Origin of the sequence: Tatumella ptyseos ATCC 33301, from assembly GCF_000735525.1 — a bacterium.
Classification (GTDB): domain Bacteria; phylum Pseudomonadota; class Gammaproteobacteria; order Enterobacterales; family Enterobacteriaceae; genus Tatumella; species Tatumella ptyseos.
The window spans coordinates 177,534-198,557 of the sequence record NZ_JMPR01000028.1 but is presented as its reverse complement, the minus strand read 5'-3'; the positions used below and the strand labels follow the sequence as shown (position 1 = coordinate 198,557).

The window sequence follows — 21,024 nt, the reverse complement described above, 5'->3', positions numbered from 1 at the left end:
CTCACTACAATCCCCTTCTTTTTGTAGGGTTGTCTTGCTGAGCCCTGATGCGCTCGCCGAGTGCACTGACCTGACATCAGAAATGAGAGTGACCATGTTTAAGCCAGAACTTCTGTCCCCCGCAGGTACCCTGAAGAATATGCGTTATGCCTTCGCTTACGGTGCAGATGCCGTATACGCCGGCCAGCCACGCTATAGCTTACGGGTACGTAACAATGAATTCAGCCATGAAAACCTGCAACAGGGGATCAACGAAGCCCATCAGCTCGGGAAGAAATTTTACGTGGTGGTCAACATTGCCCCCCATAATGCCAAGCTGAAGACTTTTATCCGTGACCTGCAGCCGGTCATTGATATGCAACCGGATGCATTAATTATGTCGGATCCGGGGCTGATTATGCTGGTCAGAGAAGCCTTCCCGCAGATGCCTGTTCATCTTTCCGTGCAGGCGAATGCCGTCAACTGGGCCACCGTGAAGTTCTGGAAACAGATGGGGCTGACCCGCGTTATTCTGTCGCGCGAACTTTCTCTGGAAGAGATAGAAGAGATCCGTCAGCAGGTGCCGGAGATGGAAATTGAGGTTTTTGTCCATGGTGCCCTGTGCATGGCCTATTCCGGACGCTGCCTGCTGTCCGGATATCTGAATAAACGAGACCCGAATCAGGGTACCTGTACCAATGCCTGCCGCTGGGATTATAAAGTCGAGGAAGGGAAAGAAGACCAGAACGGGAATATCGTAGAAAAATACGACCCGATCCCGGTGACCACCCTCGAACCGACACTCGGACAAGGCCCTGCCACCGATAAAGTTTTTCTGCTGAGTGAAAAAATGCGCCCTGAAGAGCCCATGAGTGCGTTTGAAGACGAGCATGGTACGTATATCATGAACTCCAAAGACCTGCGGGCAGTCGCACACGTAGAGCGACTGAGTCAGGCCGGTGTGCACTCACTGAAAATCGAGGGCCGGACCAAGTCTTTCTACTACTGCGCAAGAACCGCTCAGGTCTATCGCCGGGCCATCGATGATGCCGCGGCAGGTAAACCCTTTGACCCCGATCTGTTAAACACCCTTGAGGGGCTGGCCCATCGCGGTTATACCGAAGGCTTCCTGCGCCGTCATACCCATGACAGCTATCAGAACTATCAGCAGGGGTATTCTGCCTCTGATCGCCAGCAGTTTGTCGGCGACTTTACCGGTCAGCGCCGGGGAAATCTGGCGGAAGTGGCGGTTAAAAATAAGTTTTTACTGAACGACTCGTTAGAAATCATGACCCCGGCAGGCAACCTGACGTTTACGCTACAGGCCCTGCAAAACGGTAAAGGCCAGCCGGTCGAGGTCGCCCCGGGCGACGGCCATAAAGTCTGGCTGGAAGTCCCGGAGGAGCTCGAACTGGATTTCGCCCTGCTGCTGCGTAATTTACCGACGGGCGCCACCACTCAGGCCCCTATGGGGACTGAAAAAGTATAACTGCGCGCGTTTGAGAATCCGATCACAACGAAGGGGCAGGCTATCCGCTAGTATGGCTCCATTATAACGAAGAGTATTGATGCTCTGATAACCTCAGACAACATCTTATTCACCCGCCCGGCCCCCCTGGCGGGTGTTCTTTTTCAGCCTTTCTCACCGTGCGATGTTACGCCGTTTTATGCTATACCTTCCCCCATCTTAGTTTGAACAGCAGGAAGTACTGATGGCAAATACGTACAATGTATTGGCGATCCTTAACGGAAAAAGCGCCGGTAACGATGTTCTCCGGCAGGCGATACAGGACCTTCGTTCCGAAGGCTACACTATTGCAGTCCGCGTCACCTGGGAGCCAGGGGATGCCGCACGTTACCTGCAGGAAGCCCGGGAATTATCTGTTCATACCGTGATTGCCGGGGGGGGTGATGGCACTATTAACGAAATTGTCAGCGGTCTGGCCCGACTGCCCTCTGCAGAGCGCCCGATCCTTGGCATATTACCGCTGGGCACGGCCAATGATTTTGCCACCAGCGCGGGCATACCACTCCCTCCTGCAGAGGCATTGCGCATCGCTGTTAACGGCCCGGTCACTGCGGTCGATATCATCCGCGTCAATAATAAGCGTTACTTTATCAATATGGCGACCGGCGGTTTCGGAACCCGTATTACTACAGAAACCCCGGCACGGCTGAAGGCTGCTCTCGGAGGCGTATCTTATCTGCTGCATGGCCTGTCACGTGTCGACAGCCTGAAGGCCGACAGTTGTGAGATCCGCAGTGAGGAGTTCAACTGGCAAGGGGATGCTCTGGTGATCGGGATTGGTAATGGCCGTCAGGCTGGCGGAGGTCAGCGTTTATGTCCGGCAGCACTGATTAATGATGGCCTGATGGACATCAGTATTATTACCGCTGCCGAATGGTTACCTACCCTGATGCATACGCTGACACGGGAAGATGATAACCCCAATATTCTCCGCGCCCGTAGCCGGACACTGGAAATTACCGCGCATCAATCAATGACGTTTAATCTGGACGGAGAGCCACTGAGCGGTACCCATTTCAGAATGGAGATCCTGCCTCAGGCCATCCATTGCCGTCTGCCGGCAGAGAGCGAACTTCTGGGTACGGCGCCGGAGTGATCATTGACTGAACCGTGATCGCGACGGCAAGCCTTGCCCGGACGTGCTTCAGCGGTTCAGCGAAAGACTGGCTGCGGCTGGTCAATGATATTCTCCTGCCGAACGGGAGTATCTCTGATACAATAGCCTCTCTTTGTGCCCGTCTGTCAGCGCTGATCCTGCGATGACAGACGCTGAGCCCCCCTGTTTAATGCCTGAGTAGAGTAAAGCCTGTGACCCAATCTTTTGCTTCCCTGACGCTGCCCGCTGCGCAGCTGGATAATCTGACCGAACTGGGGTACACCTCCATGACGCCGGTGCAGGCCGAAGCCCTGCCTGTCATCCTGCAGGGCCGCGATGTCCGTGTGCAGGCTAAAACCGGCAGCGGAAAAACGGCAGCGTTCGGTATCGGTTTACTGCAACAGATTGATGTCTCTCACTTTACAACACAGTCACTGGTGCTTTGCCCGACCCGTGAACTGGCAGACCAGGTCAGTAAAGAATTGCGCCGGCTGGCACGGTTTACTGCGAATATAAAAATTCTGACTCTTTGCGGTGGCCAGCCGATGGGGCCACAACTGGCTTCTCTGGCGCATGCGCCCCACATTGTCGTAGGTACGCCGGGACGGATTCAGGAACATCTACGCAAAAACAGTTTGCGTCTTGAAAACGCCAAAGTGCTGGTCCTGGATGAAGCTGATCGTATGCTGGATATGGGCTTTGCCGATGCCATTGATGACGTTGTTTCTCACCTGCCAAAAACGCGGCAGACCCTGCTGTTTTCTGCGACCTACCCGCAAAATATTGAGCGGATCAGCGCACGTATTCAGCACGACCCGATAGCGATCTCGACCGGGGATGTTTCTGCATTGCCGGATATCGAGCAGCAGTTTTATGAAACGTCACGCGGCGGAAAATTATCTCTGTTACGCTCGCTGCTGAGCAAGCATCAGCCGGCTTCCTGTGTGGTGTTCTGTAATACCAAACGTGATTGTCAGGAAGTCTGTGACGAACTGTCTGCTCAGCAAATCAGTGTGCTGGCACTGCACGGTGACCTGGAACAACGTGAGCGTGACCAGGTGCTGGTGCGCTTTGCCAACCATAGCTGCCGGGTACTGGTCGCCACAGACGTCGCCGCCCGCGGGCTGGATATCCGGGAACTGGAGATGGTCGTTAACTATGAGCTCTCTTTTGACCCGGAAGTGCATGTGCACCGTATCGGCCGGACGGCCCGTGCCGGACAGCAGGGCCTGGCCATAAGCTTTGTCGCACCCGCCGAAATTCAGCGGGCCAATGCGCTGGAAGACTATATCGGCCTGAAACCAAAATGGTTATCCGCCGCAGATCTGCCACGCTCTGCCGTCCCGCTGGATGCCGAAATGATGACTCTCTGTATTGACGGTGGCCGTAAGGCAAAAATTCGTCCGGGGGATATTCTCGGAGCACTGACCGGCGACGCCGGGCTGACGGCGGCCGATGTCGGTAAAATTGATATGTTTCCTATCCACGCTTATGTGGCCATCCGTAAAGCTTCTGCAGCGAAAGCACTGAAGCAACTGCAACAGGTCAAAATTAAGGGTAAGAACTGTAAAGCCCGTCTGATTAAGTGATCCTGCAACTCTGACGTTACCGGCAGTACAGGATCCCCCTGCACTGCCGGCTGGACAATCATGACTCCGGGCCTGCCGCCTGACGTAACTGCTGCTGGTCGTTCAACCTGGCAAACGAGGCCAACGCGGGGAAATCCCTGCGGGTATAATAGCGGACAGGTTTCGGCAGGTTCCCCATCCTTTTCCCCGGCCAGAGCTGCAGTTCTGCCAGGGTATCCAGCGTCTCTCCGGCAACACTGGCCGGCAGCGCAAGCCGTAAAACGGCCTGAGGCTCCCCCGGGATCGGTGTCGGGACGCGATCACTCCCTGTCTGATAGTTACGTTTTAACAACAGAAATTTTTGCGGTACCGCTTTTGTACTGTCCCACCAGCGTTGGTCCAACCGATCAAACTGAAGGCGGGTTTGTGCGGCAGGTACTCCGCCCAGCTGTGCCAGCGCATCCGGTAACACGGTCGTCATCGCCAGATTAAAGCCTGTCCGGCTGTATCCATGACCGTCAAGCAGCACTGACGCGGCCAGTCGTGCCCCGACGAGGTTGGAATAAAGATCCTCCGGTGAAAAGGCCGAGATCCCTTCAGGAAAGCCCGGGACTGACTCAAAGCCATACCACTGCGCAATTTCATGCCAGGCCGCAAGATCAAACGCTATCCGGGCCGCCAGCCAGACTGCCAGCGAATACGCCTGTGCCCGATCGGCCGGAGGCGTAAATGCTTTAAACACTATTTTACGCCGGGCCAGCTCTTCCCCGCCCGGTGAGAGCGTAAAGGCTTTCCCCAGCGTCGGATACAGGCGGGTAAACAGATAGAAGGTCATGTCGGCACTGTCGCGGATATGGGCCGTATCAATAAATCCGCCGCGCCGGGTAAAGATAATGCCATTATTTTCCGCCCCCAATCCGCTGATCGCCAGTAAGGAATTGAAGCGGCTGTCATTATAGGTATGCTGTCCCAGCGCCCCTGCTCCCGCGATGTTTCCGATACGGTAAAACGGCACGGGGATACCGAAAATCTGTGTTTTCAGACGGTAACCGAACGCACAACAGGGCCGTAATCCGTCCGGTATCGCCGCCGGGGCAGCTACCGGCCAGGCCCGGGTGGCCTGTTGCTGAGGCAATTCGGAAAAATCACTGCCGATAGCCAGTGCTGCGCTGGCAGGCTGTCCGCACAGGGCCATAATGCTGGTCAGAATACTTATCCACTGCTTCAAAACGCTTCCCCTGCCTGAAAATAGAGAGCACGGCTTCCTTTACCGGGACCATAATCCGGACGGATATTCATAGCAGGCTGAAAGGCAAACCGTTACCAGGCACCGCTCGTCGGCAACCAGTGTCCTTTACCCGGCCGGCTCGTCAGAATATCCCGGCAATGGCCCGGAGAATATCCCCGGAAATGCTCACCACAGCCCGGCGAAAGCCGTCTGCTCCGGGTGACCTGCTCCTGCGTAAGCACACTGAATACATCAGAAACGATACTCGCCGGAAACCATGATACTGTGACGTTCAGCAAACCCGAGTTCCGTCGCCAGATTAAAATGTTTTGTCATGCTGTACTGCGCGCCCAGCAGAATGTTCCAGGGCGACTGAAGATGTTGTTTAACATCGAAACGCCCTTCCCCCTTCTGATTCGCCATCGCCATCAGTGCTTTTAAAGAGGCCGGCATCGACAAATCGTTAAGGCTGCCTTTAAATTCCTGCTGCACATTCTGGTACATGGTGCCGACCCAAAGGTTCAGTTTCCCGGGAGGCAAGCCAATGGCACGGAGACCCGGCGTATCAACGCGGTACCCCGCCCGGGGTGAGACCGTCAGAGCAGTGATGCTGCCATCGAGGATGTCAAAACGGGTCTGAGTGTAATTAATATCCAGCAGGCCATACCAGTCCCCCGAGCCTCCCGCCAGCACTGTCCCTATACCGTAAGTATTGCCTTTAAATTTCAGCTCAAAATTAAGGTTATCGAAGCTCCCGGCATGATGCATACCGTGGATAATGCCGGCAATCATCTGGTTTATCAGGTCACCTTTAAACTGATCCGGATCAGAGTCCACCCCGACAGAAGACATGGAATGGCCTCGCGTCTGTCCGGTAATGCCATAGAGATCCCAGAATGGCAGGATCCAGGTATCCAGACGAAGCGTCCGGGTCTGGCTATATTGCCGGGTTTTACTGGCATCAATAGCAAAAAGCCCCCCCGGTAAGGCCCGGTTCCCGAGGCCCAGTCCACTGAACGCGATGGACTTCACATCGATATTCTGCCGGATATTCATATAGTTAATGCCAATACCGAAGGGCAGCGGTAACTCATACCCCCTCTCTACCGCTTGCTCCCCCAGCAACGGGAGCCAGCGGTTATAATGCTGAACAGGAAGCGCTGTGTTTTTTGGCGGCGTGGACGGCCCCTTACCCACGTCTTCACGGGGGTTCAGGCCCGTCTGAGGTAACTGATAAAGATCGGCAAGGTCCGCTAACCTGCTTTTACTACTGGCAGGTAAAATAACGCAAAACACTACCAGAAGGCCGAATAGCTGATATCTTATTTTCATTGATTCATCGTCTGCCATGAATGATATGCAGGCATATTTCGCCCGGTAAAAGAGCAGGAATTATGCGGCAGTAAATGGCGTTGATTTCAGCATAAGATGCTAATAAAAACAAATTATTAAAATTAACCACTTAAGTAAATTATTATTCAATCATTAAATCCTGTTAACGTTAATTATATTAATATCCAGGAACCGGGTGAATAATATAATCACCAGTAAACAATTAATAACACCTGCGAATGATGACGCCTGAGGAACAATAAAAAATTAATATAAAAAATCCCCGCGGTTATTACTGATAACCGCGGGGATAATTAAAAATACAGACGTAAACTACAGCGCAGGAAATTTAGCCATTCAGCGACGGCGTCCTGATCAGGTAGTCAAACGCTGACAATGAGGCTTTTGCCCCCTCTCCGCAAGCCACAATAATCTGCTTATAGGGCACGGTGGTGCAGTCACCTGCCGCAAAAATACCTTTCCGGCTGGTTTCACATTTGCTGTCGATCTCAATTTCACCAAAGCGGTTCAGCGACAGGGTATCCGTTAACCACCCGGTGTTCGGTAATAAGCCTATCTGCACAAAGATGCCGGATAACGCGACGCTGTGCAGTTCGCCACTGAGTCGGTCCTGATATTGCAGCCCGGTCACCTGCTGACCATCGCCGACCACTTCACGGGTCTGCGCGTTGAGTATGACCTCAACATTCGGCAGACTGTGCAGCTTATCGCGCAGGACTTTATCGGCTTTCATTTCGGGGGCGAATTCAAGCAGGGTCACGTGCTCTGTCAGGCCTGCTAAATCAATGGCCGCTTCAGCCCCGGAGTTACCGCCGCCGATCACCGCAACGCGTTTACCTTTAAATAAAGGACCATCACAGTGCGGACAATAGGTGACACCGCGGGTACGGTACGCTTCTTCGCCGGGCACGTTCATATTTCTCCAGCGGGCACCGGTGGCCAGGATCACGGATTTGGCACTGAGCGTCGCGCCGGATCCGGTGGTCAGACGGTGCAGTTCACCGGCGGTTTCGGCAGGCAATAAACGGCTGACCGATTGTGCTTCAATCACATCAATCCGGTAGTCATCAACATGCTGACGTAATGCGCCTGCCAGGCGGCCACCTTCGGTTTTCGGGACCGATATATAGTTTTCGATATCGACGGTATCCAGTACCTGTCCCCCGAAACGTTCACCGATAAGTCCGGTACGGATCCCTTTACGGGCGGCATAGACCGCAGCCGCCACGCCGGCAGGTCCGCTGCCGACAATTAGTACATCATAAGGCGGACGCTGGTTCAGGGCTTCCGCCGCTTTTTTACCGGCATTGGTATCCACTTTGCTGACAATCTCGCTCAGCGACAGTCTGCCCTGCGCGAAACTCTGACCGTTCAGGAACACCGCGGGGACGCCCATCACCTGGCGCTGCTCCACTTCCTCACGGAAAACGCCGCCGTCGATAGCGGTATGGGTCACCTTAGGGTTAAGGATCGCCATCAGGTTCAGCGCCTGCACAACATCCGGGCAGTTATGGCAGGAAAGCGAATAATAGGTTTCGAAATGCAGGTCACTGTCGAGTTCTGCCACCTGGGATAATAGCTGCTGGCTCTCTTTCGAGGGATGACCGCCGGTCTGTAACAGTGCCAGCACCAGTGACGTAAATTCGTGTCCAAGGGGAGAGCCGGAGAAGACCGGCCCGTACGTCTGCCCTGCCTGCGCAATCATAAATGACGGCTGCCGGCTGAACAGGGCATCTTCCCGGCGCAGTGAAATTTTATCTGACAGACCCGTAATTTGTTCCAGTAGCTCACCCACCTCTGCTGAAGCTTTACTGTCATCCAGGCTGGCAATCAGCTCTACCGGACGGGTCAGTTTTTCGAGATAACTGCTGAGCTGGTTCTTTAATGTTGTATCGAGCATGGTCATTTCCCCTGACAAAAAAAACGGGTGCCAGAGCACCCGTGAAAATACGTCGACTGGTGCGGTGTATTAGATTTTTCCGACCAGATCCAGTGACGGTGCCAGTGTTGCCTCACCTTCTTTCCACTTCGCCGGGCACACTTCACCCGGGTGGGTCGCCACATACTGCGCCGCTTTCACTTTACGCAGCAGGTCAGAAGCATCACGACCGATACCTTCAGCGGTAATTTCTACGGCCTGGATAATGCCTTGCGGATCGACGATAAAGGTGCCCCGGTCAGCCAGCCCCTGGTCTTCACGCATAATGTCGAAATTACGGGTCAGCGCACCGGTCGGGTCACCGATCATGGCATAACGGATTTTAGCGATGGTGTCTGAGCTGCCGTGCCATGCTTTATGGGTAAAGTGGGTATCGGTAGAGACTGAGTAGATATCGACACCCAGTTTCTGAAATTCGTCGTAGTGGTCTGCCACGTCGCCCAGCTCAGTCGGGCAGACAAAGGTGAAATCAGCCGGATAGAAGAAGAAGACACTCCACTTACCTGCCACATCTTTTTCTGTCAGTTCAACAAACTGGCCATCTTTAAATGCACTGTTTTTGAACGGTTTAATCTGAGTATTGATAATTGACATGAGTTGCCCTCCATGAAAAGTTGAGCTACAGAGTAACCGTCGGGGCGGGCACGGGCTAATACACTGTCATTATCAATGTAATCACTGAAACCTATTAAACTGACCCGGGCTATCGTTCTGTCGGAGCATGTCGCAGGGATCATCCGCCCCGCTCACCGGCAGGCAACGAAAATATCAGTAACCGCTCAGGCGACTGGCGGGGTCTGCCTGACAATACGCTACAGACCCGATGCAGCGCCGCGGAGGCCCCGCGGCGTAAGAGGATGACAACAGACCCAATCTGTTTACAGGGTACGGATAGAAATATCCGGCGGAACAACCTCGCCTTGCCAGTACAGTCTGGCAGCAATACCGCTGGCAATATCACGATACAGTCGGGTAAACCCGCTATCGGGCCAGCGACTCACCGTGGGTTGTCCGGCATCCAGATCTTCACGAAGCGAAATATGCAGCGGGATTTTTCCGGCCAGATGCAGGCCGTACTCTTCCGTCAGCGCTTCTGCGCCGCCGGTACCAAAAATAGCTTCCGCATGCCCGCACTGGCTGCAGAGATGCACGCTCATATTTTCGATAATACCCAGCACCGGCACCGACACTTTATTGAACATCACTATGCCTTTTTTCGCATCCAGCAGCGCAACATCCTGCGGGGTGGTGACCACCAGTGCGGCCGTCACCGGGATATTTTGCGCCAGCGTGAGCTGAATATCACCGGTGCCGGGGGGCATATCCACAATCAGGTAATCCACCTCCGGCCACAGGGTCTCATTCAGCAACTGCATCAGTGCCTTACTGGCCATCGGACCGCGCCAGACCATCGCGTTGTCGTCGGTCACCAGATACCCTATTGAATTCGTTGCCAGCCCGTGGGCCATCACGGGGTTCATATGCTTGCCGTCCGGCGATGAAGGGCGCTCGCCCTCACTGCCCAGCATCATGGGGACTGAAGGCCCGTAAATATCAGCATCCAGTACTCCCACTTTTGCCCCTTCAGCCTGCAGTGCCAGGGCCAGATTAATCGCCGTGGACGACTTACCGACCCCCCCTTTACCGGAACTGACGGCAATAATATTTTTTACGCCCCGGGCACCTGGCAGATTTTTGGCCCGTTTCAGGGTGGCAATCTCATGGCTCAGTCGCCATTCCACGCGGTCAGCACCGGTGATCTGGCAAAGTGTTCCGCTCGTTTCTTCCTGCAATGACTCAAAGCCCGACTGCCAGGCAAACGGCAGGAGCAGTTCAATGTGTAAAACATTATCCAGTAACGCCACATGGTGCAGGGCCTGCAGGCGAATAAGATCCTGTTGCAGGGTTGGATGCTGAAACGCGGCAACTACCGCACTGACCTGTGCATGTAATTCTTCCGGGGTGAGTGCCGGCATTATCCCTTCTCCTTCTGACGGGGACGTGACGAACGGCACGCCCGGTAAACCATTTTTCTTCGCTTATAGTAGCAGATTGACCGGCATGTCAGCGATCCTGCCTTTATCGCCCGGCACTTGTTTACGTTAAGGGTGCCTTCGGTTACCATTCAGACTCTTTTCCAAATAACAGAAAGCTACGCAAACTATGACTCAAGTCGCAAAGAAAATAATGGTAACGTGCGCCCTGCCGTACGCTAACGGATCTATCCATCTCGGGCATATGCTGGAACACATCCAGGCGGATATCTGGGTGCGTTACCAGCGAATGCGTGGCAATACTGTATGGTTCATCTGTGCCGATGATGCCCATGGCACCCCCATCATGCTGAAAGCACAGCAACTGGGCGTCAGCCCGGAAAAAATGATTGAAGAGATGAGCCAGGAACATCAGAAAGATTTCGCTGGTTTTAATATCAGTTACGATAACTATCACTCTACCCACAGTGAAGAAAACCGCGTCCTGTCTGAAAAAATTTACGGCAGTCTGAAAAACAACGGTTTCATTAAGAACCGCACCATTTCACAGCTGTTCGATCCTGAAAAAGGCATGTTTCTGCCGGATCGCTTTGTGAAAGGGACCTGCCCGAAATGTAAGGCAGCCGACCAGTACGGTGATAACTGTGAAGTCTGCGGGGCCACCTACAGCCCGACCGAACTGGTTGAGCCAAAATCAGCGATTTCCGGCGCCACGCCGGTGATGCGTGATTCCGAACACTATTTCTTCGACCTGCCTTCTTTCTCTGACATGCTGCAGAGCTGGACCCGTTCCGGCGCGCTGCAGGAGCAGGTAGCGAACAAAATGCAGGAATGGTTCGAATCCGGCCTGCAACAGTGGGATATTTCCCGTGATGCCCCGTATTTCGGCTTTGAAATTCCGGATGCGCCAGGCAAATATTTCTACGTCTGGCTGGATGCCCCTATCGGTTATATGGGCTCGTTCAAAAACCTGTGTGATAAACGCGGTGATCTGGACTTCGACGAATACTGGAAAAAGGATTCCACCACCGAGCTGTACCACTTTATCGGTAAAGATATTGTCTACTTCCATAGCCTGTTCTGGCCTGCCATGCTGGAAGGCAGCAACTACCGCAAACCGGATAACCTGTTTGTCCACGGGTATGTCACGGTTAACGGTGCCAAGATGTCTAAATCCCGCGGGACCTTTATCAAGGCCAGCACCTGGCTTGAACACCTGGATGCCGACAGCCTTCGGTACTACTATGCGGCGAAACTCTCTTCCCGTATCGATGACATCGACCTGAATCTGGAAGACTTCGTACAGCGGGTCAATGCCGACGTCGTGAACAAAGTGGTTAACCTGGCATCCCGTAATGCTGGCTTCATCACGAAACGTTTCAACGGCAAGCTTTCTGAGACGCTGGCTGACCCGGCGCTGTACCAGACCTTTGTCGATGCGAGCGAGAAAATCGGTGAAGCCTGGGCCAGTCGCGAGTTTGGTCGTGCTATCCGCGAAATTATGGCACTGGCAGACCTGGCTAACCGTTATGTGGATGAGCAGGCACCGTGGGTGGTTGCCAAAGAGGAAGGCCGTGATGCTGACCTGCAGGCTATCTGTTCGATGGGGATCCACCTGTTCCGTATTCTGATGACCTGGCTGAAACCGGTACTGCCGGAACTCTCTGCCCGCAGTGAAGCCTTCCTGAACAGCGAACTGAGCTGGGATAGCATTGCACAGCCGCTGACCGGTCATACTGTGGCACCTTTCAAGGCGCTTTATCAGCGGATCGAGATGAGTAAAGTCACGGCGCTGGTCGATGCATCAAAAGAAGATGCGGCACAGGCAGCACCTGCTGCGGCGGCGACTCAGAAGAAAACGGCTGCCGTGGCAAAACCGGCCAAAAAGGAAGAAGCGTCCGTGGAAGGTGTGATTACCATCGATGACTTTGCCAAAGTCGATATGCGTGTCGCACTGATTGAACAGGCAGAGCTGGTAGAGGGTTCCGATAAACTCCTGCGCCTGATGCTGGATGTGGGCGGCGAAAAACGCCAGATCTTCTCCGGGATCCGTGCGGCTTACCCGGATCCGTCGGTGCTGGTCGGCCGTTTGACGATCATCGTCGCAAACCTGGCCCCGCGTAAAATGCGCTTTGGCGTGTCTGAAGGGATGGTGCTGTCAGCCGGTAACGGGGGCAAAGACCTGTTTATTCTGTCTGCCGACAGTGGTGCGCAACCGGGCATGCCGGTGCGTTAATCCTGACAAGCTATTTCGTTAAGCCGGTGCAAACCGGCTTTTTTTTCCTCTGCTGCCGGACATCTCTCTGCTGCTATTTTTCTGAACTTTGCGGCTTGTCACACAGAACTGCAATAAGAGAGCAGATTACATTGTGTCCCGGACCGGGATCACCTATAAAAACCAGGGATAACCGGCTCACCCGATGAGGCTTTGTATGCATCCACGTTTTACCACGGCGTTTGCCACACTTGATACCCCTCTGCAACAGGCACTGAAACCCGTGCTTGATGACCCGCATTTTACGGCCCTTCTTCAGCCGGAAACCGTACATCATCTGATGACTGCCACCGGCCTTGACGAAAATGCCCTGGCACTGGCCCTGCTGCCACTGGCAGCCAGTTGTGCCGTCACCCCGCTCTCGCATTTTAACGTCGGAGCCATCGCCCGGGGCGTCAGCGGATGCTGGTACTTCGGCGCTAATATGGAATTCAGCGGTGCCACCATGCAACAGACGGTGCATGCTGAACAAAGCGCCATTACCCACGCCTGGCTTTCGGGCGAGGAGAAACTGGCGGCGATCACCGTCAATTACTCGCCTTGCGGTCACTGCCGGCAATTTATGAATGAGCTAAACAGCGGCCTGTCCCTGACGGTTTGCCTGCCGGATCAGCCACCGCGGGCGCTGGCTGACTATCTGCCGGCCGCCTTTGGCCCGGCAGACCTGAACATTCACAGCGTGCTGATGGATGTCAGTGACCAGCAGTTTATCCCGCAGGGTGACGCGCTGACACAGGCGGCGATACATGCCGCCAGCCTCAGTTATGCACCTTACAGTGACGCATTCAGCGGCGTTGCTTTGCAGACCCGTGACGGAGCAATTTATGCCGGTCGCTATGCAGAAAATGCCGCGTATAATCCGACGTTACCGCCACTGCAATCGGCGCTGATCCTGCTCAATCTCAAAGGCGGGGATTGCGCCGAAATTCAGCGTGCCGTGCTGGCCGAATCGGAAGAGGCCACTCTGCTTCAGCGCAGTGCGACTCAGACCACCCTGGCCGCGCTCGGCTGCCATAATCTGGATTATGTCTGCCTCACCCGCTCATAAATTGAGATGAATTTGCCGGAAATCTGACAGATTACCGGCAAATAACCTGTTTGAAAAACGTCGGGAAAGGCGTAATTTGCTGACAACTAAAGACCTTCCGGTGGCCTCACCCGGTGACCGGGCTTTACAACGGAGTATCAATGATGGAACTGGATTACGAGAGTAAACGACCGCTATATATTCCCTATGCCGGCCCGATCCTGCTGGAATTTCCGCTACTCAATAAAGGCAGCGCCTTTTCCCGGGAGGAACGTAACGAGTTTAACCTCAATGGCCTGCTACCGGAAACCGTAGAGACCATTGAAGAACAGGCCGAAAGGGCCTGGCAGCAATACCAGGAATTCAAAAATAATATCGATAAGCACGTCTTTCTGCGCAATATTCAGGACACCAATGAAACGCTGTTCTATCGTGTGCTGGCAGACCATCTGCAGGAAGTCATGCCCATCATTTATACCCCGACGGTCGGTACCGCCTGTGAGCAATTTTCAGACATCTATCGTCGCGCCCGCGGTGTGTTTATCTCCTACCCTAACCGCGAACATATCGAAGATATGTTACAGAACGCCACCAAACAGAATGTCAAAGTGATCGTCGTGACGGATGGTGAACGTATTCTCGGTCTCGGGGATCTGGGGATCGGCGGCATGGGGATCCCTATCGGCAAGCTGTCACTCTACACCGCCTGTGGTGGTATCAGCCCGGCCTACACCTTACCTATCGTGCTGGATGTCGGCACCAATAATCAGCAATTGCTGAATGACCCGCTCTATATGGGCTGGCGTCATCCCCGCATTGGTGAGGAAGAGTACAATGCCTTCGTAGAGGAATTTATCAGTGCGGTGAAACGGCGCTGGCCCCATGCGTTACTGCAATTTGAAGATTTCGCACAGAAAAATGCGACTCCGCTTCTTGAAAAATACCGCGATAAACTCTGCTGCTTCAATGATGATATTCAGGGAACCGCTGCCGTGGCGGTTGGCACGCTGATCGCCGCCAGCCGGGCCGCCGGCAGCCCGCTCTCAGAACAGACCATTGTGTTCCTCGGTGCCGGTTCCGCCGGTTGCGGTATTGCAGAGCAGATTATTAATGAAATGACGTCTGAAGGTCTGAGCGATACCGAAGCCCGTCGCCGGGTGATGATGGTCGACCGATACGGCCTGCTGACGGATAAACTGACCAACCTGTTACCTTTCCAGGCCCGTCTGGTGCAGTCCTCAGAGGCTATCGCCGACTGGGAAACCGGCAGTGATCACGTTTCTCTGCTGGATGTGGTACGCAACGCCAAACCGACTATCCTGATTGGTGTTTCCGGCCAGCCCGGGCTGTTTACCGAAGAAATTATTCGTGAAATGCACCGTCACTGCCCACGGCCAATCATTATGCCTTTATCAAACCCGACGTCCCGCGTGGAGGCCACCCCGGCAGATCTTATCAGCTGGACCGGGGGTGCAGCACTGATAGCCACCGGGAGCCCGTTTGCGCCGGTCACCTGGCAGGATAAGGTCTACCCGATAGCCCAGTGTAACAATGCTTACATCTTCCCCGGGATCGGGTTGGGTATTATTGCCTCCGGGGCCAGCAGAGTGACCGACTCTATGCTGATGAGTGCCAGCCGGGCACTGGCCGATTGCTCGCCTCTTGCTACCGACCCCACCGGCCCGGTATTGCCGGAACTGAGTGATATCCAGCAGGTTTCCCGCCGGATAGCGATAGAAGTGGCCCGTGCCGCCCGGCTCGCCGGCGTCGCCCCGGAAAGCTCCGAAGAGGCACTGGCGCAGGCGATAGAGGATAATTTCTGGACTCCGGCCTATCGCCATTACCGTCGGACCTCAATCTGAGATTGCCGTTCAGCAGAACCTTCCACCGGCAGCGCAGCGATAATGTCTGCGCTTGCCTGACCGAAGTGGCTCAAGTACCCTTGGGTCACTTTTTAATTATCAGATGAGTGATCCGGCCGCATGCTCAAACGTCTCTTTACCCTTCTCTGTTGCCTGATTTTACTGGCAGGCGTGACTGCATTGGGGCTTGACCGTTGGATCAGCTGGAAAACTGCCCCCTATATTTATGAAAACGTCAGTCAGCTGCCCCACCGTGAAGTCGGCGTGGTATTGGGGACTTCAAAATATTACCGTACCGGTGAGCTGAATCAGTATTACCTTTACCGCATCCAGGGCGCTCTGAATGCCTATAACAGCGGAAAGGTGAATTATCTGCTGCTCAGCGGTGACAACGCCCTGCAGAGTTATAACGAACCCCGGACGATGCGCAGGGATCTTATCCGTGCCGGTGTCGACCCGGCGGATATTGTGCTGGATTATGCCGGTTTCCGTACGCTGGATTCTATAATCCGTACCCGTAAGGTGTTTGATACTAACGATTTCACCATTATTACCCAGCGTTTTCATTGTGAACGCGCCCTGTTTATCGCGATGCATCAGGGGATTGCAGCACAGTGCTATGCCGTTCCTTCTCCTAAGAATATGCTGGGTATTCGCATCCGTGAAATTGCTGCACGCATTGCCGCCCTGGCGGATTTGTACCTGTTTAAAAGTGAGCCTCGCTATCTTGGTCCGTTGATCCCTATCCCGCCGGTCACCGAAATTCCTGATAACGCCCCGGGCTATCCGGCCATTACGCCGCAACAGTTACAGGGAACCCCGGAACAACCCGCCCCGGAACACAAAGCAAAAGCCGCCCCGCTGACTGACGGGTATCAGGCTCATGCCGCAAATTGCGCTCTGCTGGCCACCTTTGCCGGTCAGCCTGCGGTTTCCGGCCCCGTTACCGGGATTTTGCCGATCAGACCGCCGGATGCCCTGTCAGGTGTTACCCGCGCAGCGGATAATGATGCCGGACGCCGCCCCCGGAATTACCATCAGATGCTGCCGGGGGGAACAGAATGTCCGGTACCGGCTAACGCTGCACAGGTGCCTGTCCGGCCCCCCGCGCTTCCCCCGGCAGTGAAACCCGGAGTTACCACCGGGCCTGAAGGCCCGGACTCAGCAGTACGCTAACCCGGGATACCGCCCTTGCCGGGCAAACGCGCTTATCCCTCACCGGAACCGGCTGTTTTCCGGGTCAGGATCCGCCAGAGTTGCTCCATCGGCCCGCGCGGAAAATACCGTAACCAGCACAGCGAAAACAGCGTATTGATCACCCAGATAAACGGCACTATCAGTAACAACTGCCAGCGCTGGAAATGCAGGAAGAACCCGGCAGTGGAGAAAATCAACGTACAGACCAGGGTTTGCAGCAGATAGTTACTCAGGGCCATACGACCGATGCAGCAAAAGAGATAACCGACCCGCATCGATGAGATTTTTTGCCAGCCGGCCAGCACCAGTGCCGCATACCCCAGGCTTATCAGCGGGCTGGCAATTTCGCCGGGAATTTGCAGATAAAATCCGCTCCAGCGGAATGACCAGCCAGTGAGCCACTGGGCTGTCGTGCCGGCGGCTTCCAGCAGAAAACCGGGAACCAGTAATAACGCCGCTGTACGAAGATAGTCGGCCGGGGGGCGGTTACCCAGTAGCCAGCCATTATGCACCAGTGCCGCGCCGATCATCATCAGTCCGGTCAGTTCCCAGCCATACTGTCCGAAAAATGCCACCAGCATCGATGCCAGATGATCGGTGCGGTAATCTATCGCAGCCATACCCGGGTGCAGTACCCGTTGCTGTTCAAGAAAAACCTCGGCGGCACCGGGCAGCCAGTCACTGCCCGCATGGCCTGAAGATATCGCCCCGAACAACAGCAACATCAGGCACCCGACCGCGTAAAACAGAATACCGGTGCGCATCAGTACGCCGGGAGAGTGTGCATCGCGGATCATCCGCCAGCTCAGCATCCCGGCCAGCGACCAGGCCACCAGAATATCCCCCTGCCATAACAGTACGGCATGCAGCACGCCGAACAGTAAAAGCCAGCCCAGCCGCGACTGTATCCAGGCTCCGCCTTTCGGCAACTGAAACACCAGTCCGGCACCAAACAGTAACGCGAACAGGTTAAGGAACTTAAGCCGCGCAAAGACCTCGAGGACTGCCCAACTGATGGCATCCGGACGCGTAATAAATCCCTGCCAGGCCGGGTTCAGATAGGCGGCCGAGGGTAAACCGAAGCTGACAATATTCAACAGCAGTATGCCGGCGATGGCGGCACCACGGATAAAATCAAGCTGGGGATAACGCGGCATGTGACAACCCTGACAGGAAAGAAAAAGCCATATCCTGAAGGATATGGCCTGATAACGGGGAAATCAGTTGTGTCTGACCGCGCGCAGAAATTCCTGACGGGTATTCTGACTCGACTTAAACAACCCGCCGAGTGACGTGGTCGTGGTCGCGCTGGTCGCATCCTGAACCCCGCGGGCTTTAACGCAGTAATGAACCGCGTCAATACACACTGCCACATTATTGGTCCCGAGCAGCGTCTGTAACGCAACCAGCACCTGTTGGGTCAGACGTTCCTGCACCTGCGGGCGCTGTGCAAAGAATTGCACGATACGGTTAATTTTTGACAGACCGATCACTTTATCTTTCGGGATATACGCCACGGTAGCTTTACCGTCGATAGTCACAAAGTGATGTTCACAGGTACTGGTCAGCGAGATATCACGCACCGTGACCATCTCATCGACCTTCATTTTATTCTCAATCACCGTGATCTTCGGAAAATTGGCATAATCGAGACCCGAAAAGATTTCATCGACATACATTTTCGCAATACGGTGCGGAGTCTCGGTCAGACTGTCATCGTCCAGATCAAGGTTCAGTAATTGCATAATTTCGGTCATATGACCGGCAATAAGCGCTTTACGTGTGGTGTTATCCAGTTCACGCGCAGGCTTACGTAACGGGGTTTCCAGACCGCGGGCCACCAGTGCTTCATGTACCAGTGCCGCTTCCTGACTTAAAAGGGACATCTACTATTCTCCGGCAGGTGAATTCTCAGCCCTGGCAACGGGCGGCGAATCATAATTATTGCTTATTGTGAATCAGTCCGGCGGGATTATCCAGTAGCTTACGGTGATCATCTTTCATCAGCAGCAAAAAATATTTCACACATCAGCCCTGCGGTTCAGGCTTGCCTGCCGCCGCCGCGGCGACTACAATCACAAAAATTATGAATAAATCACTTTAACTTCATTTCATAAAGAGAATAATTATGGATTTGGTGCAGCTACGGATGTTTTGTGCCGTTGCCGATACCGGCTCGGTCGCCCGGGCGGCAGAATTACTCCACAGAGTGCCGTCCAACCTGACCACCCGCCTTAAACAACTGGAAGAAGAGCTGGGAACCGACTTACTGATCCGCGAAAAACAGCGGGTACGTTTATCCCCGGTCGGACATAACTTTCTCGGTTATGCCCAACGTATTCTGGCATTAAGCGAAGAAGCCATCAGCATGACCCGCCAGGGGGAACCGGCCGGAAATTTTGCGCTCGGCACCATGGAAAGTACGGCGGCTACCCGCCTGCCGGGTCTGCTCGCGGCGTATCACCAGCGTTATCCGTCGGTCTCTCTGTCCCTGATCACCGGGACATCCGGCGAAATTATCGACCACGTACGCGAAGGGACGGTGGCTGCCGCCCTGGCCGACAGCCCGGAAGGTTATGACGAACTGCACAGTTGTGTCGCTTTCCGTGAAGAGCTGGTGCTGATCACCAGCAGTGAACACCTGCCGGTCACCTGCCCGCGGGATGTTCAGGGCGAGACGTTTTTTGCATTCCGTAACAGTTGCTCTTACCGGCTGAAGCTGGAGGAGTGGTTTCGCGAAGGTGACGCACAGCCCGGCAGTATTATGGAAATTCATTCCTATCATGCGATGATTGCCTGTGTGGCGGGAGGGGCCGGACTTGCCATTATTCCGTATTCCGTGCTGGCTCAGATGAGTGACCGGGCACGTATTCGTGTTCATCATCTGCCGCAGAAATATAGCCAGGTCTCAACCTGCCTTATCTGGCGACGGGATGCGTTTACCCCGAATGTTGAAGCCCTCAAGGAGCTGATGATCCGCTTTTTTGTACGGGATACCACGGCAGGCACCGACGAAGAGATTACCGGGAGCACGCCTTGCACGCCCGTTTCCCCCTGATTTTTTTAACGGTTGTTGCCTTTGCAACAGCCCCGAATGCTGATTAATGACAGGAGCGTGATATGTCCGGACTCACTCTTTGCGAAGAGCATCTGATGTTTGGTGGCCGCCAGCAACGCTGGCAACATACCTCAGCGACGCTGGGCTGTGAGATGAAATTCAGTCTGTTCCTGCCCCCGGCAGCGACCGCTCAGCCGGTTCCGCTGCTCTGGTGTCTGGCAGGGCTGACCTGTACTGATGAGAATTTTTCCGTGAAATCCGGCGCTCAACGACTGGCCGCCGGGCAAGGTATTGCGCTGATTATGCCTGATACCAGTCCGCGTGGCAGTGAGGTTCCCGACGATGAGCAGTACGACCTGGGCCAGGGAGCCGGATTTTATCTTAATGCCACACAGGCCCCCTGGGACCGGCATTATCGTATGTACGATTACCTGACTCAGGAGTTGCCCGCATTGCTGGCAGAACACTTCAGCTTCAGCGATCGTCAGGCTATTATGGGGCACTCGATGGGGGGCCACGGTGCGCTGGTACTGGCCCTGCGTGAGGCCGGACGTTTTACCTCGGTCTCGGCTTTCGCCCCCATCGTCAATCCTTCTTCCGTCCCCTGGGGCGAGAAAGCCTTTACCGCCTATCTGGGAGCGGATCGTGATGCATGGCGTCAGTATGATGCCAGCCTGCTGATGGCGGAAGCCACCCACCGGCTGCCGGTGCTGATAGACCAGGGGCTTTCTGATAATTTTTACCCGCTACAGCTGCAACCGGAAGTGCTGGAAAATATCGCCCGTGAACATCAATATGATCTGACCCTGCGCTGGCAGGAAGGTTATGACCATAGCTACTATTTCATTACCAGCGTCATTGAAGATCATCTTCGTTTCCACGCACGCCATCTGCTGGCGGCCTGACGCAACACCAGCCAT

At 54.6% G+C, this 21,024-nt stretch carries 15 protein-coding genes and 1 pseudogene; 9 read left to right on the top strand and 7 right to left on the bottom strand.

What is annotated here, in order from left to right:
• Nucleotides 1-94 precede the first annotated feature (94 nt).
• The 3 genes from trhP to dbpA all read left to right on the top strand — a co-directional run bounded on the left by trhP (nucleotide 95) and on the right by dbpA (nucleotide 4,192).
• Nucleotides 95-1,468 (top strand): prephenate-dependent tRNA uridine(34) hydroxylase TrhP, encoded by a 1,374-nt coding sequence (gene trhP / locus GTPT_RS08685; RefSeq protein WP_025903406.1) that lies wholly within the window; start codon nucleotides 95-97, stop codon nucleotides 1,466-1,468.
• Between the two features lie 223 nt (nucleotides 1,469-1,691).
• Nucleotides 1,692-2,603, top strand: coding sequence for a lipid kinase YegS (yegS, locus tag GTPT_RS08680; RefSeq protein WP_025903405.1), 912 nt, complete (start codon nucleotides 1,692-1,694; stop codon nucleotides 2,601-2,603).
• A gap of 212 nt (nucleotides 2,604-2,815) precedes the next feature.
• On the top strand, nucleotides 2,816-4,192 hold the full coding sequence (gene dbpA, locus GTPT_RS08675) for an ATP-dependent RNA helicase DbpA (protein ID WP_025903404.1): 1,377 nt from the start codon (nucleotides 2,816-2,818) through the stop codon (nucleotides 4,190-4,192).
• A 58-nt stretch (nucleotides 4,193-4,250) separates the two neighbouring features.
• On the opposite strand, the gene GTPT_RS08670 is transcribed toward dbpA, so the two are convergent.
• From GTPT_RS08670 to apbC, 5 genes are all read right to left on the bottom strand, one after another.
• Nucleotides 4,251-5,366 (bottom strand): DUF4056 domain-containing protein, encoded by a 1,116-nt coding sequence (locus tag GTPT_RS08670; protein WP_029990586.1) that lies wholly within the window; start codon nucleotides 5,364-5,366, stop codon nucleotides 4,251-4,253.
• 285 nt (nucleotides 5,367-5,651) lie between these two features.
• The gene (locus GTPT_RS08665) at nucleotides 5,652-6,731 is read right to left on the bottom strand and encodes a hypothetical protein (protein WP_051170785.1); all 1,080 of its coding nucleotides are present in this window, start codon (nucleotides 6,729-6,731) and stop codon (nucleotides 5,652-5,654) included.
• Nucleotides 6,732-7,080: 349 nt separating this feature from the next.
• Entirely contained in the window at nucleotides 7,081-8,652 is a 1,572-nt protein-coding gene (gene ahpF / locus GTPT_RS08660; protein ID WP_029989588.1) for an alkyl hydroperoxide reductase subunit F, read from the bottom strand.
• A gap of 69 nt (nucleotides 8,653-8,721) precedes the next feature.
• Nucleotides 8,722-9,285: an alkyl hydroperoxide reductase subunit C gene (ahpC, locus tag GTPT_RS08655; RefSeq protein WP_025903400.1), complete on the bottom strand. Its 564-nt coding sequence runs from the start codon at nucleotides 9,283-9,285 to the stop codon at nucleotides 8,722-8,724.
• A gap of 284 nt (nucleotides 9,286-9,569) precedes the next feature.
• The gene (gene apbC / locus GTPT_RS08650) at nucleotides 9,570-10,667 is read right to left on the bottom strand and encodes an iron-sulfur cluster carrier protein ApbC (RefSeq protein ID WP_025903399.1); all 1,098 of its coding nucleotides are present in this window, start codon (nucleotides 10,665-10,667) and stop codon (nucleotides 9,570-9,572) included.
• A gap of 187 nt (nucleotides 10,668-10,854) precedes the next feature.
• Here apbC and metG point away from each other — a divergent pair, with 187 nt between their 5' ends.
• From metG to sanA, 4 genes and pseudogenes are all read left to right on the top strand, one after another.
• The gene (gene metG / locus GTPT_RS08645; RefSeq protein WP_029989590.1) at nucleotides 10,855-12,921 is read left to right on the top strand and encodes a methionine--tRNA ligase; all 2,067 of its coding nucleotides are present in this window, start codon (nucleotides 10,855-10,857) and stop codon (nucleotides 12,919-12,921) included.
• Nucleotides 12,922-13,117: 196 nt separating this feature from the next.
• The gene (cdd, locus tag GTPT_RS08640) at nucleotides 13,118-14,008 is read left to right on the top strand and encodes a cytidine deaminase (protein WP_029989592.1); all 891 of its coding nucleotides are present in this window, start codon (nucleotides 13,118-13,120) and stop codon (nucleotides 14,006-14,008) included.
• A 143-nt stretch (nucleotides 14,009-14,151) separates the two neighbouring features.
• Entirely contained in the window at nucleotides 14,152-15,849 is a 1,698-nt protein-coding gene (locus tag GTPT_RS08635) for an NAD-dependent malic enzyme (protein WP_025903396.1), read from the top strand.
• 120 nt (nucleotides 15,850-15,969) lie between these two features.
• Nucleotides 15,970-16,659, top strand: a pseudogene (gene sanA, locus GTPT_RS08630) (outer membrane permeability protein SanA); the annotation flags it as partial.
• A gap of 398 nt (nucleotides 16,660-17,057) precedes the next feature.
• Here the strand turns inward: sanA and yeiB are convergent.
• Together yeiB and folE are read right to left on the bottom strand one after the other, a co-directional pair.
• A complete protein-coding gene (gene yeiB, locus GTPT_RS08625; RefSeq protein WP_029989596.1) occupies nucleotides 17,058-18,203 on the bottom strand; it encodes a DUF418 domain-containing protein YeiB in 1,146 nt (381 codons plus the stop codon).
• Between the two features lie 63 nt (nucleotides 18,204-18,266).
• Nucleotides 18,267-18,932, bottom strand: a complete 666-nt coding sequence (folE, locus tag GTPT_RS08620; protein WP_025903393.1) for a GTP cyclohydrolase I FolE — start codon at nucleotides 18,930-18,932, stop codon at nucleotides 18,267-18,269.
• A 242-nt stretch (nucleotides 18,933-19,174) separates the two neighbouring features.
• Between folE and ptrR the strand changes: the two genes are divergently transcribed.
• Nucleotides 19,175-20,104 (top strand): putrescine utilization regulator PtrR, encoded by a 930-nt coding sequence (gene ptrR / locus GTPT_RS08615; RefSeq protein WP_081671422.1) that lies wholly within the window; start codon nucleotides 19,175-19,177, stop codon nucleotides 20,102-20,104.
• A gap of 62 nt (nucleotides 20,105-20,166) precedes the next feature.
• A complete protein-coding gene (fghA, locus tag GTPT_RS08610; protein WP_029989599.1) occupies nucleotides 20,167-21,009 on the top strand; it encodes an S-formylglutathione hydrolase in 843 nt (280 codons plus the stop codon).
• Nucleotides 21,010-21,024: the final 15 nt, after the last annotated feature.

Excerpts from the sequence above, each read along its gene's own strand:
- cdd (WP_029989592.1), top strand. The coding sequence starts at position 13,118 with ATGCATCCACGTTTTACCACGGCGTTTGCCACACTTGATACCCCTCTG.
- GTPT_RS08665 (WP_051170785.1), bottom strand. The coding sequence starts at position 6,731 with ATGAAAATAAGATATCAGCTATTCGGCCTTCTGGTAGTGTTTTGCGTT.
- fghA (WP_029989599.1), top strand. The coding sequence starts at position 20,167 with ATGTCCGGACTCACTCTTTGCGAAGAGCATCTGATGTTTGGTGGCCGC.
- apbC (WP_025903399.1), bottom strand. The coding sequence starts at position 10,667 with ATGCCGGCACTCACCCCGGAAGAATTACATGCACAGGTCAGTGCGGTA.
- yeiB (WP_029989596.1), bottom strand. The coding sequence starts at position 18,203 with ATGCCGCGTTATCCCCAGCTTGATTTTATCCGTGGTGCCGCCATCGCC.
- yegS (WP_025903405.1), top strand. The coding sequence starts at position 1,692 with ATGGCAAATACGTACAATGTATTGGCGATCCTTAACGGAAAAAGCGCC.
- GTPT_RS08670 (WP_029990586.1), bottom strand. The coding sequence starts at position 5,366 with ATGGCCCTGTGCGGACAGCCTGCCAGCGCAGCACTGGCTATCGGCAGT.
- GTPT_RS08635 (WP_025903396.1), top strand. The coding sequence starts at position 14,152 with ATGGAACTGGATTACGAGAGTAAACGACCGCTATATATTCCCTATGCC.
- ahpF (WP_029989588.1), bottom strand. The coding sequence starts at position 8,652 with ATGCTCGATACAACATTAAAGAACCAGCTCAGCAGTTATCTCGAAAAA.
- trhP (WP_025903406.1), top strand. The coding sequence starts at position 95 with ATGTTTAAGCCAGAACTTCTGTCCCCCGCAGGTACCCTGAAGAATATG.
- ptrR (WP_081671422.1), top strand. The coding sequence starts at position 19,175 with ATGGATTTGGTGCAGCTACGGATGTTTTGTGCCGTTGCCGATACCGGC.
- ahpC (WP_025903400.1), bottom strand. The coding sequence starts at position 9,285 with ATGTCAATTATCAATACTCAGATTAAACCGTTCAAAAACAGTGCATTT.
- metG (WP_029989590.1), top strand. The coding sequence starts at position 10,855 with ATGACTCAAGTCGCAAAGAAAATAATGGTAACGTGCGCCCTGCCGTAC.
- folE (WP_025903393.1), bottom strand. The coding sequence starts at position 18,932 with ATGTCCCTTTTAAGTCAGGAAGCGGCACTGGTACATGAAGCACTGGTG.